Genomic DNA, 15,508 nt, shown 5'->3' with positions numbered 1-15,508 from the left:
CATCTGCTCCTGGCAGAGTGGGTCGGGAATCAACGGAACGGCGGGCTGTAGAGCAGACCACCGTTGGCGTACAGACTGTTCAAGCCACGGGGAATGGCTGTCTTAGTCGCAGGGCCAAGATTGCGATCGTAGATCTCGCCGTAGTTGCCCACGCCCTTGATGACATTGACCGCCCAATCTTTGCTGAGACCGAGTTTGGCGCCCAGGTCAACCTTTTCGTCCGCGCCCAACAAGCGCCGCATCTCCGGCGTCTTCGGGTTGGCTGCCATGTCGGTCACATTGGCGGTAGTGACGCCAAACTCCTCGCCGGCGATCGTGGCAAAGACCGTCCACTTGACGATGTCGAACCACTGGTCGTCGCCCTGGCGCACCATGGGGCCGAGCGGCTCCTTGGACATCGTGACATCAAGGATGACATTGTCGTCGGGGTTGGCCAGGACCGAGCGCCGGGAAATGAGGCCGGACTTGTCGGTGGTGACGGCATCACAGCGGCCTTCGGCGTAGGCGGCAAAGGTCGAATTGGCATCGTCGAAGACGGCCGGTGTGTACTGGATCTTACGTGCCGTCATTTGGTCGGCCAGGTTGAGCTCGGTGGTGGTACCCTTCTGGACACAAATGGTGCCGCTGGCGAGGTCTTCCAGCTTGGTGGCGTTGAGGCTCTTGGGCACCATCATGCCCTGGCCGTCGTAGAAGGTGGTGGCAACGAAGTTACCGCCGTTGTCGGTGTCGCGCACGAGCGTCCAGGTGGTATTGCGGATGAGCACATCAATCTCACCGCTCTGCAGGGCCGGGAAGCGCTGCTCGGCGGTCACCGGGCGATACTCGATCTTGCTAACATCGTTGAAGATGGCGGCGGCCAGGGCCTTGCAGAAGTCAACATCGAAGCCGGCATAGGCGCCAGACGAATCCACGAAGCCAAAGCCGGGCACCTGCGAGTTGACGCCACAGATCAACTTGCCACGCGCGGTGACCTTCTTGAGTGTTTCACCGAAGCCGGGCGCCTGGGGCGCCGGAGGCGCCGGGGCCGGGGTTGCCGGCGCCACGGTTGCCGCGGGCTGCGCGGGAGCTTCGACCACGCGCGTCACTTCGACCATGCGTGTCACTTCGACGACACGCGTGACTTCGACCGTTTGGGGAGTGCTCGGGTTGCTGCATGCGGTGAGCAAAATAGCCAGGACCAACAGAACAGGAATGAGTTTACGAGACATCGGTTCTCCTCCGTGAGGGTAAATAGGTTCGCAAAGGTTCAAGCGAGACATGGGACCAGACGTTGTGCGCGCAGCCATCTCCTTTCTTGAGGGGGAAACTTGAGGGGGAAACGCATTCGGTTTCATCTTGGGGCAGGGGAAAAGGATGGGTGAATTATAGAGACATGAAACTAAAAGTCAAGTTTACTGGTAACTGCCCCCAAATTTTGCCTCTTGACAGATCGCCGCGCGCGTGGTATGCTATGACCAGTCAACAACTCTGTTCCCCCGCCTTCCGAGTCGCCCCCCGCCGCCGGAAGTCCCTGGCGAGAGTTCTCTCTCTCCCGCCCGCGACCTCCTTCAGCAGTCAGGAAAATGTCCCTGACCCCATCCGTTTCGATTGCTGCACGAAAGGAGTCCGTTGTTATGTTACGTCGCTCTTCTACTTTCTCTTTTCTATCTTCACCACACCTTCCTGTCTCGCGACTGACGGCGCGTCCGCTGCTGGTCGTCCATCTGCTGGTGGTTTGCAGCTAAATTCACCGTGGTCATCACCAACACCCTGGCCGACCGCGACCTGCGCGGGCTGGTGGTATTGATCGGTTACCAGATTACCTATGGCCTGATTACATCCCCTGCGGAGTTGGGTGACACACTCAGACGAGATCTCGGCCCACTGGGCCCTGGCAGCCGCGGTAGGCTTCAGCAGATGGAAGCGAACTACGGAAAATTGCGAGGTTCACCATGAACAAGCAGATGGCTGCTGGCGAAACCACAGTGAACGGCATGAGCAGGCGTTTATTCATCGTCAACCTGGCATTGTTGCTGGCGATCTCATGCGGATGCACCCTACCGATTTCGATCGCCAGGTTGCGAAAACCAGACTTGTCGAAATACACCACGCCCCTGGACTCGGAAACGATCCAGGATATCTGTATGAACTTCGAGATCAAGGACAACCGTTTATGCACACAAGATCGGCCCGTGTATGCTCCTGATTTCTTCCCGATTATTCTTTCGACATTCGAACGCGGGGTATCCACGCGTGATGACGTCAAAGCCAAACTAGGGCGTTATGAGTATGGATGTGAACCACCCACTTATGAGCCAAGTTCGGAACTGACCTATTACGTCTGCAGCTACGATCTTAAAGGTGATCGAGTATTTTTTGTGGGGATTTGGTACCTGGATAACGATGTTGTCTGGCGCATGACCGGCACAATAGGTGATGATTAGTGATCGCTACGCTTACAGCGAGGTGCGCCCTCATCATACATCACGCTGGTCTGTAGTGCAGAAAACCGGCTGACTGCGATGACCGGGGGCGTCACGGCCAGCTATGTGTACGACGGCGACGGCAACCGGGTCAAGGAGACCATCGGTCCGGTTTTCGGCCACGAATTGCACGAATTGACACGAAAAGACCCTGGAATTCGCGCAAATTAGTGAAATTCGTGGCAGAGAAAGCTGGGCGGATCTTTGCCACGAATTGCACAAATTGACACGAAAAGACCCTGGAATTCGTGCAAATTAGTGAAATTCGTGGCAGAGAAAGCTGGGCGGATTCTTGCCACGAATTGCACAAATTGACACGAAAGGCCCCTGGAATTCGTGCAAATTAGTGAAATTCGTGGCAAAGAAAGCCGGGCGCACGGTGGGCGGCGTGACCTACACGCTGGTCTATGATGCGGAGAACCGGCGTGCAGCAGGTGAAGCAGGGAAGCACGGTGCTGGCCAGCTACACCTATGACGCCGACGGCGCCCGCGTCAAGGCGGTGATTGGGAGCAGCACCACCGTCTACGTCGGCAGCCTGTACGAGCAGACGACCACCGGCAGCAGCACGACCATCACGAAGTACTACCAGGCCGGCGGTCAGCGCATTGCGCTGCGGGTCAACGGGGTGGTGCGCTGGCTGACCCGATCATCTGGGCAGCACGGTGCTGACGTCAGGTGCGGATGGCAGAAAGGCTGACGCGAAAGGTTTTGGTGGGAATCTGCGGGGTCTGCACGATGGCGGCCGGCAGCGGCTGCGGGGAATAGATGGCGCACAGGGTGTTGGAGACATGATAGAGATGGGGACGCTGCGCGGGCGGGCAGCCATCCAGAATGCCGGCCAGGATGTGCCATTGGATGCTGTAACGGGTATGGCCGTAGTCATGCCAGACAATCATGGCGTCAGGGCCGCGCAGCATCCTGAAGGCGTTTTGGGTGTCAATGCGCACACTATCATGGGTGTGGTCGCCATCCACAAAGATCAGGTCGAATTTCTCCGGCAGGCTGGCGTAATCGAACGTGCGCGAGTCGTGCCCGATGTGGGTGATGTTGGGCAGGCTTTTGGAGTAGAAGCCGTGGGCTGCAATCAACTCCTGGTGATAGCCGCTCTGCCGCATTTCGTCCGCCGACAGGCTGATCGAGACACAGGCGGCGGCTACCGACGCCACATTGGCCACGCTCTCGCCGCGCCAGGCGCCGATCTCCAGGTAACGACATTGGGGGAAGCGCCGCGCCAACGCCTTGAGCAGGGCCAGGTCGGTCAGGAGGGAGGTGCCTTCCAGGAAACTGACCGGTTCCACGGTCTCCTCGAAACCGGGCAGCAGATCGAGCAGGTCCACCGTCGGCAGGCCGTCACCCAGGCCGTAAGTCTGCGTGACGTAGGCGCGTTCTTCGGCGCGATGGTCAATCAAATTGCCCAAACGCCGCGGATCTTGTGCCAACAGCCTGAGCACTTTCCACAGGGTTCTCAATTGGGCGCGACGGGAGATCGGTTGCGTCACGGTCAGTGCGTTCTGCATCGGATCACCTCTCAGGCGGTCTCTGCGTCAAATTTGTAGCCAAGCCCGCGCACGGTGAGCAGACAGGTTGGATTGTTGGGATCCACTTCGATTTTGCTGCGCAAGCGGCGCATGTAAACCGCAATCTGATTGGCGTAGCCGTCGTAGCCATAACCCCAGACATTGTCCAACACCTGGTCGTGACTGAGAATGCGGCCGGCGTTGCGCACCAGGTAGTGCAGCAGGCGGAACTCGATGGGGGTCAGTTCGGCGACCTTGCCACTGGGCATGAACACCTTGTTGCCCACCGGATCGAGCCGGAAATTGCCCACGGTGAGAAAACCGGCGTCACTGTCACCAAAGCCAAAAGCCTCGGCTCGGCGCAGTACGGCGCGCACGCGAGCCAGAAGCTCGGTCGGGTCGAAGGGCTTGGACAGGTAATCATCCGCGCCCACGTCAAGGCCAACCACGCGATCGGCCGTTTCGCCCTTGGCGGACAGGATCAGGATAGGCACTTGCATCGTGCGCCGGATGCGCCGGCAAACTTCCAGGCCGTCCATGTGCGGCATCATGACATCGAGGATGACCAGGTCAGGCGCCTCGCGCTCGACAATGTCCAGTGCCGCGGGGCCATTGGACGCGGTGAGCACGGTGTATCCCTCTTCGCGCAGTAGGAACGAGATCATCTTGACACTGGGTGCATCATCATCAACGACCAGGATGCGCATGAAATCCTCCGTGCATCAGGCTGCATGGCCCAACAGCGGGCCAAAGACTGGCAGCATTATAATCGAAAATGGCCGTTCTACCAAGCAGGCCGCAACTCCAAATACCACGCACATCGGAGCCGGGCGGCGGATTGGCCGCCGGCGCGGTCAATCTGCCGTCATGAGCTTGCCCTGTCAGCCGCGCAGCGCCCAGAGTAGGGCGGCGATCAAGAGGCTCCAGGCGGCCGCATCGGCCAACGGCAGCGCGGCTTTCCTGGACTTGAGGTCAGCCTCCAGTTTGTGCCTTTGCAGCGCGGCGATGACCTGCCGATCGGCCCACAGATGCAACTGCTGGCGAGCCACCTGGATGAGCAACAGGGCCACGAGAATGGTCAAGATCAGGGTCGTTGGCATATGAGTACCTCCTGCGCGTGCGCCGTAACCGGCCGATTGACCGATGCGTTACATGGGTGATGGGTCATACCCTAAACCGTTCCTTTTGTGTCAAATTAACACGAAGACTCATGAGAAAAAAACCAGCAAAAGCTGGGTCAGATTGATTTGTGTATCTATGACACTAATTGTATCTCAGACGTGTGGAATTGTCAAACGCGCCACGGCAGCGGTCATCACGGGAAACGGCGGCGGGCCTGCTCCATCTCGATGGCCTGTGCGCTGAAGCGATAGAGGCGCGCGGGCCGGCCAGGCCCTTCGTTGGTGCCACCTGTTTCTTCAAGCACGTCGGCGGCCAGGATCTTGCGGCGGAAATTGCGTTTGTCCAGGCCCTCGCCCAGGATGATCTCGTAGGCGGCCTGCAATTCACTGAGCGTGAAGGCTTTGGGCAGCAGCATGAAGCCGAGCGCGGTGTACTCGAGCTTCCAGCGCAGGCGACGCAAGGCATATTCAAGGATCTTGGCATGATCGAACGCCAGCGGGGGTTGGTTGTAGATGGACCACCAGGCGGCAGCGGACGCGTCGGTGGCGCTGCGCAACTGAATGTGGGCGGCCTGTTCGGCGCTGAGAAGGGCAAAATAGGCCACGGTGATCACGCGCGTGCGCGGGTCACGCAAGGGATCGCCGAAGGTGTACAGTTGCTCCAGGTACACGTCACGGACGTTGGTCTCTTCGGCTAGTTCGCGCAGGGCGGCCTCTTCCAGCGGTTCATCGTAGCCAACGAAGCCGCCGGGAATGGCCCAGTGATCCTCGAAAGGCCAGTTCTTGCGCTTGATGAGGAGCACTTTGAGATCGTTGTCAACAAAACGAAACAGGATGACGTCCACCGTGACGGAGACCTGCCGGTACTGGCGGATATTGTAGCTTCCCGGAGAAGCGTCCGGAGCGGTTGCAGTGGCATCTTTGTTCATACGATTACACTTTCAGGCTTCGAGGTTTTTATCATGGCCAGTTGGCTGAATCATCTGCGCTTGCGCCCGGTGGGGCGCGTTGCCCAGTCGTCGTTTGTCGGTTATAATCCAGGGTACGTTGTTACCAGGCTCGGTCAGGGAGTTGCTATGCTCTTTTCGCGTCAAGAGATGATTCGCCGTATCGGCCTGTTGCGATCGGCCAAGCTAATTTTCGATCTGCTCGTCGCCGCGCTGCTACTTTGGCAGGGGTGGGGATGGCTACCGTTGCTCGTGCTCAGCGCCGATGTCGCCATCCTCTGGTTGCTTTATCCACGGCTTAGTCAGAGACAACCGGTCGCAGCCGTTTTGACCACGCTGCTGTTGACCGCTCTGCTCGTGCTGGCTGCTCTCTATGATCGCCCTGCCCTGGCGCCGCTGCTGCTGGCGTTCAATGTGCCGCTCCCGGCTGTGGCGGCCGTGGCTCTCGGTTCGGGCGTGGCCGTCCTGGCAGCCGCCGGTCTGGCCACCCTCGCCACCGTGGCCGCGATGGCGCTGGCCTGGCAGTTGCTGGGAGAAGGCGCGCCCGTTCTGTTGACCTGGGCCGCCCTGACTGTGGGCGCTATCTGGTTGCAGGCGCTGGCTCTACGCCAGTTTGTGTTGGAAGAACGACGTCAGCGCACCCCCTTCGATGCGGCTGCATCCATCGCCAACGGACTGACGGTGGTGACGGTCAATGACGCGATCTTCGAGACGCCGACCGAAGTCCTCGCGAAACTATTGCGGCGTCAGGCCGATAACAGCGGTGTACGCTGGCTGGTGCTGGACCTGGCGACCTCCACGCCTGTAACGCCGACCGAAATCGAGCGCCTCACCCAGGCGGCGCGCAACGTGGCCAATTGCAAGGTGGTGCTGGCACGCGTACCGGCCGCTGCGACTCTGCAACCCGGGGCGCCCCTCGCGCTGCTCAAGCGGCTGGACCACTTCGCCACGGTCACCCAGGCTGTCGAAGTCGGCCTGCGTCACCTGGGTTGGGTGCATCCGGCCACCACGCCCGAAGCTCGTGAGGCCCGTCAACCCATCCGCATCCCCACCTCGGTTGTGAGTGAAGATTGGTGGGACGCGGGATAGGAAAAATCGGAAAAACCCTATCTCAGCAACAGGCTGTCAATCTCCTCATCGGTGGCGCGGCGGGCGGCTTGCACGACCGCCCGTTTGGCACGCAGCCGGGGCAGGGTGCGCAGGCCGTCCAGTTGACCGCGCAGACGGGCGCGGGCGGCGGCGCCGCCGCGTAATCCCGCCCAGGCCGCGGCGCCCGCGATGCGCAGTTGGGCCATGATGATGGCCGGCCAATAGCGACGCAGCAGGCTGGCCGGCATGTTCTTGTACAACACCCAGATGGTATTGCGCCCGGTGTAGTAGCTGGCGAGGACGCCGCCGCCGGTGGCGCTCAGGTGATGATAAACACGTGCGCGCGGCGCGAAGACGGCGGTCCAGCCAGCCAGGCGCGCCTGCCAGGCCAGATCAACATCTTCCAGGTACATGAACAGGTCTTCGTCGAAGCCATGCACCTGTTCCCACATGGCGCGACGATAAGCCACGCCGCCGCCGCAGCCGCCAAATACCGCCATGTCCTGATCGTACTGCCCGCGGTCCTCTTCCCACACACCGCGGTTGCGCGGGATGCCATCTGTGCCCATCATGTCGCCGGCATTGTGTAACACCGTGCGCCGGTCGAAGAGCAGCATCTTGCTGGCCACACTGCCCACCTCAGGATGGGCAAAGGGCAGAATCAGCTCGGCCAGCCACGGGCGTTCGACCTCGGTGTCGTTGTTGAGCATGACGAGGATGTCACCCTGGGCTGCGGCCGCGCCGGCATTGCACGCGGCGGCCAGCCCGCGATTGTTCACCATCTGCACCACGCGCACCGCCGGCTCGGTGGCCTGCAAATAGCTCGCCGTTTCATCGCTGGACGCGTCGTCCACCACGATGATTTCATGGCGGGTGTAGGTTTGTCCGTGCAACGCCTCCAGGCAGGTGGGTAAGAAGCGCAGGCCGTTGTAGGTGGGGATGATGATCGAAGCCAGCGGAAAGTTCAGTGTTTCACTCATGATGTTTGGAAGAAAGCGGCCAGTGCCTCTTGCCAGGGACGCAAGGTGATGCCCAGGGCCGCCGCGTTGGTGTTGGCCAGCAGGGCGTGCAGTGGCGGCGTGCTTGGCCGCTCCCACTCGCTGTGCGCGACGGGGGTCACCGGCACATGGCCGCGGCCGGCCTGGCGCAGCACTTCGCTGGCAAATTCGTAGCGCGAACAAGAGCCGCCGTTGACCAGGTGATAGATGCCGAAATGCTCGGTTGTGATCAACTGGCTGATCGCGGCAGCCAGGTCAGGCGCGTAGGTGGGATTGCCGAATTCGTCGCTGACCACGCGCAGGCGGCCATGCTTGTCTGCGTTTTCGATGATCTTGCGTGGGAAGTTGTTGCCCCCTGGCGCAAACAGCCAGGCGATGCGCACGATGTAGAAGCGTTGCAGGAGGGTTCTGACCACCGCCTCGCCGGCGGCTTTGGAACGTGCATACACGCTGAGCGGGTTGATCGTCTCCCATTCGTAATATGCGCTGGTGGTGCGTGTGCCGTCGAAGACCTCGTTGGTGCTGATGTAGAGCAGAGGAGCGCCGGTGCGTTGGCATGCCAGGGCCAGGTTGTGCGTCCCCCACATGTTGATACGGAAGACCAGGTCGGGGTTGCTTTCCGCGCCGTCCACATTGGTGTAGGCAGCGGTGTGAATGATGATGTCTGGCGCGTGCGCTTCGATGAACGGTACTACGGCCGGATCGGTGATATCACAGTCCGGCAGGTCAATTCCAAGCCGTACATGATCGGTGAGGGTTGCCTGTAGGGTACGGCCCAGTTGGCCCAGGCAGCCGGTGATCAACACACGACGGGGGTGGGGAACGGGGTTTTCAGGGACGAGCAGCGATGTGAGTTTCATGATGGTCTTCCATACTCAACGTCTGTTTTCAACGCACCGATTCCCGCCGGTTCAGGCGACGGGCCTGGCCACAGCCTTGATCGGTGAGCCTATTCGGGACGGTTGGCAACCAGGGGCACAAAGCGCACCAGCGTCAACGGGGTGCGCTTGATGGACTGGTTGTTTTTTACGATCAACCACAGGGTCTGATCGTCCAGGGCGGCGCCTACCGGGATCACCAGCCGCCCCCCAACCGCCAATTGCTCCTCCAGCGCCGGCGGTACCTGCTCCGGCGCGGCCGTGACGATGATGGCGTCATAGGGGGCGCCGGCCGGCCAGCCCAGGTAGCCGTCGCTCACATGGATGTCCACATTGTGGCAGTCCAGTTTCAGCAGACGGGCCGCGGCGCCGGCGGCCAGTTCCGGCACGATTTCTACGCTGTCCACATGAGCGCAGAGGGCGGCCAGGATGGCCGTTTGATAGCCGGAACCGGTGCCCACCTCCAGCACGCGTTCGTCGGCGCGCAGGCGCAGGGCCTGGGTCATCAGTGCCACGATGAATGGTTGGGAGATGGTCTGGCCATGACCGATGGGTAAGGGGCGGTCGTCATGCGCCCAGGCGCCATACGGTTCGGCCACGAACTGTTCGCGCGGAACGCGACCGATCACCTGGCGCACTGTTTCGTCGGTGATTTCCGGCCAGGGTGGCGGCCATTCCGGGCGATAATGCCGCTCGCGGCCTGCCTTTGATCTTTCGGCGCTGTCCGGCCGTTCATTCATCCTGTCCCGCTCTGTGCCTTGTGCTGGGTCCGTAAACCGCCGTGGCCACAGTAGGGGCGCACCCTTGCGGTCGCCCACACGGGCAGGCGCAAGGCCATGCCCCTACTATGGTCTCGATCCAAGATGGCGGGATTGTAGCACCGATGACGGGGCAAGGCAAAGACGCCGGCGCGGGCGTTACGAAGCAGGACGATTCTGGATCGTCAGGCGCTTGACGATGACTTCGTCATAATTGCCATCTTCCTTCACCACACGCAGGCGCAGATCATACAGCCCGTCGGCAAACGCGCCCGTGTTCCAGGCGCCGAGGACGCCGCTGTTGACCGGTTGACTGCCAGTCAGCATCAACTGCCAGTCTTGTGCACCGGGGAAGGTGGTCTTTGCCACCCACAACTCGTAGCGCACAAACTGCGCATGATGGGCCGCGCCGCTGATGGTCACGACGCCGCTCAGGCGCGCTTGCGTCTGGGGTTGATTGATGCGTGGGCTGGAGCCGGTGGGTTGCGGCGCGGCAACCGTTGGCGCTGGCGTGTTGGTGGCCGGCGCCGCTGGCGTGTTGGTGACCGGCGCCACTGGCGTGTTGGTGGCACGCGACGCGGCGTTAGCCACCGTCACGTTGCTGACGACGGCTTCGTCGTAGTTCCCATCTTGATGCACCACGCGCAGGCGCAGGTCGTAACGCCCGTTGGGCACAGATGCGCTATCCCAACGCAGCAGCTCACCGTTGGCCGGCGCCGGACTGCCGCCCATGCTCAAGAAGACCCACTCATCGCGTCCCACCGGCGTAATGTACACTTCATAACGCTGGAACTGCGGGTGCGCGGCCAGGCCACGGATGGACACCACGCCGTTGACCGTGCTCAAGGGCGCCGGGCTGCTGATGCTGGCGCCTGGCGCGGGCGCCAGCGCAGGGATGGGCGTAGCCGTGGCGCGTGGCAGCGGCGGCGCGGTCGGTGTGACCGTCGGCGCCGCTGTGGTCTGTCCATTGCGCACGAGCAGGTTGTCCGCAAAATACTCGCTGTAATTGCTATCGCGGCGTACCACCCGCAGACGCAAATCATAACGGCCGTCGGCTAACAGGGCTGTGTCCCACACCCCCAGCGCCGCTTCATGCACCTGGTCGTATGTGGCGCTCAAGAACCACCAGGGATGCGCGTCGCCGGCAGGGCGCACGTACAGCTCATAGCGCAGAAAAGCCGGATCGGTGGCGGTGCCCTTGATGGTGATTGGCCCGCTCACCGTGGCTCCAGCCTGCGGCGCGCTGATGCCTGAGCGGGCCAGGCTGGGCGTGGGCAACGGCCCAACCGCGCTCACCGCGCGGGGCGTGGCCGTTGGGGTGGCCGTGGCGCCTGGGCGTGGGCCATTGCGCACCGCCAGATTATGCACAAAGTATTCGTTGTAGTTGCTGTCCGCGCGCACCACGCGCAGCCGCAGGTCATACTGACCGTCGGGCCAGCCTGTCGTATCCCAGCGCCACAACTCCTCCTCGATCAGCGCTTGCGACTGACCGCCTACGTAGCTCCAGCGTTCGCTGCCGCTGGGCGCGGCGTAGACTTCATAGCGGTTGAAATGCGCATCTGTGGCCGAGCCATGCAGGCTGACCAGCCCGTGGACGGCCGCGCCGTCCACGGGCGTAATGAAACCGGAAAGGAGCCTGGTGGTGGCACGGTCGTCAGCCGATGGAGCGGGCTGCACGTCGGCGCCCCGGTTCTCCAGCGCCAGGTTGCGCAGGTAATACTCGTGATAGTTTCCATCCTGCCGCACCACCCGCAGGCGCAGATCATAGCGTCCGTCGGGCAGGGCGGAGGTGTCCCAATCGGCCAGGATGCCATCGCTGACCTGCGCTTCGCCGCTGTGCAACCAGGTCCAGAGCGTGGCGCCGGCGGGCGCCATGTGCAGATCGTAGCGCAGGAAGTTTGCCGCAGATGCGGCGCCACGCACGGCCACGTTGCCGGTAATGGCCGCGCCACTGGCAGGCGCCATGAAACCGGAAATGTCCGGCGTCGGCGCGGGCAGCACTGGGGTAGCCGTTACCAGGTCGGCCGCTGCGGGAACAGCACGCCGTGCGGCCGCCTGATTGGCGACTTGCACGCCGCTGACCAGGTAATCGTCATAATTGCTATCCTGTTTTACCACGCGCAGGCGCAGGTCATAGGTCGCGTCGTGTACCGTGGAGGTGTCCCATACCCACAAAACCCCGCTGCTGACCTCATAGCTGTTCTGGCTCAAGAACTGCCAGCGGTTGCTGCCGCTGGGCGCGGCGTACAGTTCATAGCGGGCAAAGGCTGGGTGCATCGCCGTGCCCTTGATGGCAATCTGGCCCTGCAGCCGGTCGCCCGTGTGTGGCGCGGTCAGCCCGGCCTGTGCCCCGGCAGCCGCGGACGGCGGGCGGGGCAGCGGCTGCGGCCGCGGGGCTGCGGCCGCGGTCAGGTTGCTCACCGTCAACCCGCGCACGGCGCTGTCGGCATAGGTGCGATTGGCCTTGAGCACCAACAGGTGCAGGTCGTACTCGCCATTGGGCACATCGGCGCTGTTCCAGGTGGCGAGCGCGCCCATGCGCCGCACCGAGTCCTGACCTTGCGCGATCAGGGTGCCGTGCAGGCTGTTGGCCGGCGTGAGGTAGATTTCATAATGGTCGAATTCCAGCGCGGCCGCGATGCCCATGATGGTGATCTGGCCGCTGAGGGTGGCGCCCGTCGCCGGGGTCAGGATCTGGGCGTAGACGTTGGGCACGCCAGCGCCGGGCGGCGCGGCTTGGGCCAGGGCTGGCCGCCACGGCAATAAGGCAAGGGTCAAGACGAGGGGAAAGAGCATTCGGGCTGCGCGGTGATAGAAATTGGACATAGCTGCTCCTCAGGTAACGTCGGTTCACAAGGCAAATCTGACGTTACTCAAGACGCCGCATGGGAGTCAACGGCGCGCCTGGAGCAGTGCAAAGCGGGATAGTAGAATGGTACTATACTGCAAGCGGGAATAGACTTCACTTTTTCGCCTAAGGAAACAGGCGCAATTCGTGCCCGCTTGCAGTATACCCGTACAGATTCAGACGTAATGTTCGCGAATGGCCGCGCTCAGGTAGTCGAGCGACGCGACCACCAGCGCGATGGCGAGCATCTGCACGCTGGCCTGGCGGTATTGCAGGAGGTTGATATTCTGCTGCAAGAGAAAACCGATGCCGCCGCCGCCAGCAAAGCCGATGATGGTGCTCATACGCACGTTGATGTCCCAACGGTAGAGGGTGAACGAAATGAAGGGCGGAACGACTTGCGGGATGACGGCATAGACGATCGTTTGCAGGCGCGTGGCGCCGGTGGCGGTGATGGCTTCCAACGGCCCGGACTGGATACTTTCAACCTGCTCGGAGTAGAGTTTGCCCAGGGAGGCGATGGTGTGCAGGCACAACGCCAACACCCCGGCAAACGGCCCGATGCCGACCCAGACGGCGAAGACGATGACCATGATGAGCGGCTCGATGGCGCGCAGGGCGTTGAGCACCGTACGCGTGATGAAGTAGACCACTTGGCCGATCGGGGTGGGCGTCTCCACGTCTGCGCGCAGGCCGATGATCAGTCCCACCACGGCGCCGGCCACTGCGGGCAGCACAAGATAGTTCGTCGGATTTTCCAGTCGGTAGAGCCAACCGAGGGCGGCGCCGATGAGGCTGGCGTAGAGCGCGCCGTTCAATGCGGCCAGGGCGACCGCAATCGCGCGCCGCGGGGCATAGGCCAGGGATGGCAGGACTTTGGCGCCCAGCGGTCTGGTCAGCGCGCTAACCAGCGCCATGCCGGCCGCCGCGCCGATCAAGGGCAACAGAAGTTCTAAGACGTGCGCCACGTTGGCCAGGAACAAGCCCAGGAAGCCCAGGCTGCCGACACGCGTGGAGAGATAGGCCCCCAGGCTCTGGCTCAAGATGGAGATCAAGCCCAGGTTGATGAACAGGGTCAGCCCGGCGATCATCAGGCCGGCCACGCGGCCTACGCGCTGCGGCCTGGTGGGGAGCGAGTCTTCCTCGCCGCCAACACCCACGCGCAGGGCGATGAGCATCACGGCGCCGAGTGCGGCCAGGGCGCCTACGCCAAGCAGGACGTTGCCGCCTCCCAGGCTGATGCCCCAACGGCCAAACTGTCCACCCAGGAGCGAACCGGCGAGCAGGCCAATGGGTAGAGTCAACAACGAGAGCATGATGGCGGTGAAGGGCGAGGTGATCGAGCGCATCAGGTTGTTGGCAGCCAGGAAACCGATGGGAAACGCCAGCACCGTGCCGAGAGTCGTAGCCAGCAGCGCCATGAAGATCGTCTCGATGATCTTGTTCCAGGTCTCACGCGACGTATCTGAGAAGGCTGGGCGGCCGATGTTGCGTTTGTATTCGGCCTCCATATTTTGGGCCACCGCGGCCTCGCGATTGCGTGGCAGGGTAAAGGTCGTGCTGAACGCGCCTTTGGCGTCGGTCCTGATCGAAATACCCGGCAGGGTGGCCAGACTCTCAGGCCGGAAGCGTACCGCGACATCGGCATTGGCTGGAAAGCCGCTCCCGACGATGGTGATCTGCTCACCTCCGTTTGCGCACGGTTTGGAGAGCGTGAGACTCGGCCCGTCGCCCGCGGCCGGTACGGTCGGCAGCGTCGCAGGGCAGGGGATCAGAACAGGCGCCTGTGCCTTGGTGACTTCCTGCTGGTAGGTCAGCAGATCTGGTTGCGCCAGGGCGCGAATGATGCGCACCAACTGCTGCTGACGCTGGGGCTTGGCCGTCTCTTCCAGGTTGACCTGGGTGACCTGAAAACCGTAGGCATAAATTACAATGGCAGCCACGATGATGACAACGGTCAAGAGGCTACGTCTAAAAGATTTCTGTGTAGGTTTCACGGTCTCCAACGCTCCTTGATCTGCTCAATCGAACGCGCTCGGTGTCTGATAAGAGCCTGGCAGCAACTTTGCCAGAAATGACCCTACGAGTTGACGCAGGCTTGACATGGCTTGAACGCCATCCTATAATGACCAACGAACTGATTACCTGATTCCAGCAGTCGGATTCTACTATCCGATAAGCCTGCGAGGTGGTTTATGGCGCCGGTTACAGCTCTAACGATATCAAAACAAATGTACGACCATTTGTCGCAACGTGCATGCGCGGCCCAGCGTGATCTGAATGAATTCGCCGAAACGTTGCTTCGCGCTCAAATTCAACCTACGGATCATCCCTACGTGGTGCGACGCGGAGGTCAACGCGGCGGAAGTCCCGTCATACGCGGCAGCGACATCCCGATCTGGTTGATCGTCGCGATGTGGCGGGCCGGCGACAGCCTCGACGACATCGGACAGGCCTATCCTTATCTCAATCCGGCTGCGCTCTACGACGCGATTAGCTACTACTTCGATCACCGCCAAGAGATCGAAGCTGAGATTCGTCAGAATCGAATCGCGCAGGTCCTGGCAGACACCGGTGCAGAGTTTGATGATGAGGGGCGTTTGGCTTACCCGACAACCAGGTTTGGAACAGCGCTCCAGAATCTCTGGTCATCGCCTCCGGCCAGATGAAGACGCTGTCCGGAGCATCCTTGCTTGTTGCTGCGCCAACGCCGCCAGCAGTTCCAAATGGCCATCCAGCGCCGCCAGAAGCGCCTGGTGGCCGGCCAGACCGTAGGGACACCTGACCTTAGCCATCTATCATCGCACGGCGCATCCGCCCGTAGGGCGTAATCCTCCCCGTTCGGGGTATGCGACGGATTGCGCTTTGCTGGCCGTCCCTAGGGACGAG

At 61.9% G+C, this 15,508-nt stretch carries 15 protein-coding genes; 5 read left to right on the top strand and 10 right to left on the bottom strand.

Annotated features, from left to right (window positions below; genetic code table 11):
* Positions 1-29 precede the first annotated feature (29 nt).
* Complete coding sequence (locus IPF85_RS05460; protein WP_343407059.1) at positions 30-1,208, bottom strand: amino acid ABC transporter substrate-binding protein; 1,179 nt, start codon at positions 1,206-1,208, stop codon at positions 30-32.
* A gap of 523 nt (positions 1,209-1,731) precedes the next feature.
* Between IPF85_RS05460 and IPF85_RS05455 the strand changes: the two genes are divergently transcribed.
* The 3 genes from IPF85_RS05455 to IPF85_RS05445 all read left to right on the top strand — a co-directional run bounded on the left by IPF85_RS05455 (position 1,732) and on the right by IPF85_RS05445 (position 3,160).
* On the top strand, positions 1,732-1,935 hold the full coding sequence (locus IPF85_RS05455) for a hypothetical protein (RefSeq protein ID WP_343407058.1): 204 nt from the start codon (positions 1,732-1,734) through the stop codon (positions 1,933-1,935).
* A complete protein-coding gene (locus IPF85_RS05450) occupies positions 1,932-2,423 on the top strand; it encodes a hypothetical protein (RefSeq protein WP_343407057.1) in 492 nt (163 codons plus the stop codon). Before IPF85_RS05455 ends, IPF85_RS05450 begins: the two co-directional genes overlap by 4 nt.
* Before the next feature lie 446 nt (positions 2,424-2,869).
* The gene (locus tag IPF85_RS05445; protein WP_343407056.1) at positions 2,870-3,160 is read left to right on the top strand and encodes a hypothetical protein; all 291 of its coding nucleotides are present in this window, start codon (positions 2,870-2,872) and stop codon (positions 3,158-3,160) included.
* Here the strand turns inward: IPF85_RS05445 and IPF85_RS05440 are convergent.
* The 4 genes from IPF85_RS05440 to IPF85_RS05425 all read right to left on the bottom strand — a co-directional run bounded on the left by IPF85_RS05440 (position 3,135) and on the right by IPF85_RS05425 (position 6,030).
* Complete coding sequence (locus IPF85_RS05440) at positions 3,135-3,980, bottom strand: class I SAM-dependent methyltransferase (protein ID WP_343407055.1); 846 nt, start codon at positions 3,978-3,980, stop codon at positions 3,135-3,137. The two genes, IPF85_RS05445 and IPF85_RS05440, sit on opposite strands and share 26 nt — an antisense overlap.
* Before the next feature lie 11 nt (positions 3,981-3,991).
* Entirely contained in the window at positions 3,992-4,687 is a 696-nt protein-coding gene (locus IPF85_RS05435; RefSeq protein ID WP_343407054.1) for a response regulator transcription factor, read from the bottom strand.
* A gap of 174 nt (positions 4,688-4,861) precedes the next feature.
* Positions 4,862-5,080, bottom strand: coding sequence for a hypothetical protein (locus IPF85_RS05430; protein ID WP_343407053.1), 219 nt, complete (start codon positions 5,078-5,080; stop codon positions 4,862-4,864).
* Positions 5,081-5,295: 215 nt separating this feature from the next.
* Positions 5,296-6,030: an NUDIX domain-containing protein gene (locus IPF85_RS05425; protein WP_343407052.1), complete on the bottom strand. Its 735-nt coding sequence runs from the start codon at positions 6,028-6,030 to the stop codon at positions 5,296-5,298.
* A 147-nt stretch (positions 6,031-6,177) separates the two neighbouring features.
* Between IPF85_RS05425 and IPF85_RS05420 the strand changes: the two genes are divergently transcribed.
* A complete protein-coding gene (locus tag IPF85_RS05420) occupies positions 6,178-7,137 on the top strand; it encodes a hypothetical protein (RefSeq protein WP_343407051.1) in 960 nt (319 codons plus the stop codon).
* 17 nt (positions 7,138-7,154) lie between these two features.
* Here IPF85_RS05420 and IPF85_RS05415 read toward each other — a convergent pair whose 3' ends face one another.
* The 5 genes from IPF85_RS05415 to IPF85_RS05395 form a co-directional block, all read right to left on the bottom strand.
* Positions 7,155-8,117, bottom strand: coding sequence for a glycosyltransferase family 2 protein (locus tag IPF85_RS05415; protein ID WP_343407050.1), 963 nt, complete (start codon positions 8,115-8,117; stop codon positions 7,155-7,157).
* Positions 8,114-8,995: a dTDP-4-dehydrorhamnose reductase gene (gene rfbD, locus IPF85_RS05410; protein ID WP_343407049.1), complete on the bottom strand. Its 882-nt coding sequence runs from the start codon at positions 8,993-8,995 to the stop codon at positions 8,114-8,116. The genes IPF85_RS05415 and rfbD overlap by 4 nt, the downstream gene beginning before the upstream one ends.
* A gap of 89 nt (positions 8,996-9,084) precedes the next feature.
* Positions 9,085-9,753 (bottom strand): protein-L-isoaspartate(D-aspartate) O-methyltransferase, encoded by a 669-nt coding sequence (locus IPF85_RS05405; protein ID WP_343407048.1) that lies wholly within the window; start codon positions 9,751-9,753, stop codon positions 9,085-9,087.
* A gap of 177 nt (positions 9,754-9,930) precedes the next feature.
* Positions 9,931-12,597 (bottom strand): hypothetical protein, encoded by a 2,667-nt coding sequence (locus IPF85_RS05400; protein WP_343407047.1) that lies wholly within the window; start codon positions 12,595-12,597, stop codon positions 9,931-9,933.
* 198 nt (positions 12,598-12,795) lie between these two features.
* On the bottom strand, positions 12,796-14,580 hold the full coding sequence (locus IPF85_RS05395; protein WP_343407046.1) for an ABC transporter permease subunit: 1,785 nt from the start codon (positions 14,578-14,580) through the stop codon (positions 12,796-12,798).
* 270 nt (positions 14,581-14,850) lie between these two features.
* Here IPF85_RS05395 and IPF85_RS05390 point away from each other — a divergent pair, with 270 nt between their 5' ends.
* Positions 14,851-15,288 carry a DUF433 domain-containing protein gene (locus tag IPF85_RS05390; protein WP_343407045.1) on the top strand — a complete coding sequence of 146 codons (438 nt, stop codon included), beginning with the start codon at positions 14,851-14,853 and terminating at the stop codon, positions 15,286-15,288.
* Positions 15,289-15,508 lie beyond the last annotated feature (220 nt).

The sequence above is a fragment of the Candidatus Amarolinea dominans genome (assembly GCF_016704685.1).
Lineage (GTDB): Bacteria > Chloroflexota > Anaerolineae > SSC4 > Amarolineaceae > Amarolinea > Amarolinea dominans.
This window is presented reverse-complemented; position numbering and strand designations above follow the sequence as displayed.

Excerpts from the sequence above, each read along its gene's own strand:
- IPF85_RS05460 (WP_343407059.1), bottom strand. The coding sequence starts at position 1,208 with ATGTCTCGTAAACTCATTCCTGTTCTGTTGGTCCTGGCTATTTTGCTC.
- IPF85_RS05450 (WP_343407057.1), top strand. The coding sequence starts at position 1,932 with ATGAACAAGCAGATGGCTGCTGGCGAAACCACAGTGAACGGCATGAGC.
- IPF85_RS05445 (WP_343407056.1), top strand. The coding sequence starts at position 2,870 with ATGATGCGGAGAACCGGCGTGCAGCAGGTGAAGCAGGGAAGCACGGTG.
- IPF85_RS05440 (WP_343407055.1), bottom strand. The coding sequence starts at position 3,980 with ATGCAGAACGCACTGACCGTGACGCAACCGATCTCCCGTCGCGCCCAA.
- IPF85_RS05435 (WP_343407054.1), bottom strand. The coding sequence starts at position 4,687 with ATGCGCATCCTGGTCGTTGATGATGATGCACCCAGTGTCAAGATGATC.
- IPF85_RS05430 (WP_343407053.1), bottom strand. The coding sequence starts at position 5,080 with ATGCCAACGACCCTGATCTTGACCATTCTCGTGGCCCTGTTGCTCATC.
- IPF85_RS05425 (WP_343407052.1), bottom strand. The coding sequence starts at position 6,030 with ATGAACAAAGATGCCACTGCAACCGCTCCGGACGCTTCTCCGGGAAGC.
- IPF85_RS05420 (WP_343407051.1), top strand. The coding sequence starts at position 6,178 with ATGCTCTTTTCGCGTCAAGAGATGATTCGCCGTATCGGCCTGTTGCGA.
- IPF85_RS05415 (WP_343407050.1), bottom strand. The coding sequence starts at position 8,117 with ATGAGTGAAACACTGAACTTTCCGCTGGCTTCGATCATCATCCCCACC.
- rfbD (WP_343407049.1), bottom strand. The coding sequence starts at position 8,995 with ATGAAACTCACATCGCTGCTCGTCCCTGAAAACCCCGTTCCCCACCCC.
- IPF85_RS05405 (WP_343407048.1), bottom strand. The coding sequence starts at position 9,753 with ATGAATGAACGGCCGGACAGCGCCGAAAGATCAAAGGCAGGCCGCGAG.
- IPF85_RS05400 (WP_343407047.1), bottom strand. The coding sequence starts at position 12,597 with ATGTCCAATTTCTATCACCGCGCAGCCCGAATGCTCTTTCCCCTCGTC.
- IPF85_RS05390 (WP_343407045.1), top strand. The coding sequence starts at position 14,851 with ATGTACGACCATTTGTCGCAACGTGCATGCGCGGCCCAGCGTGATCTG.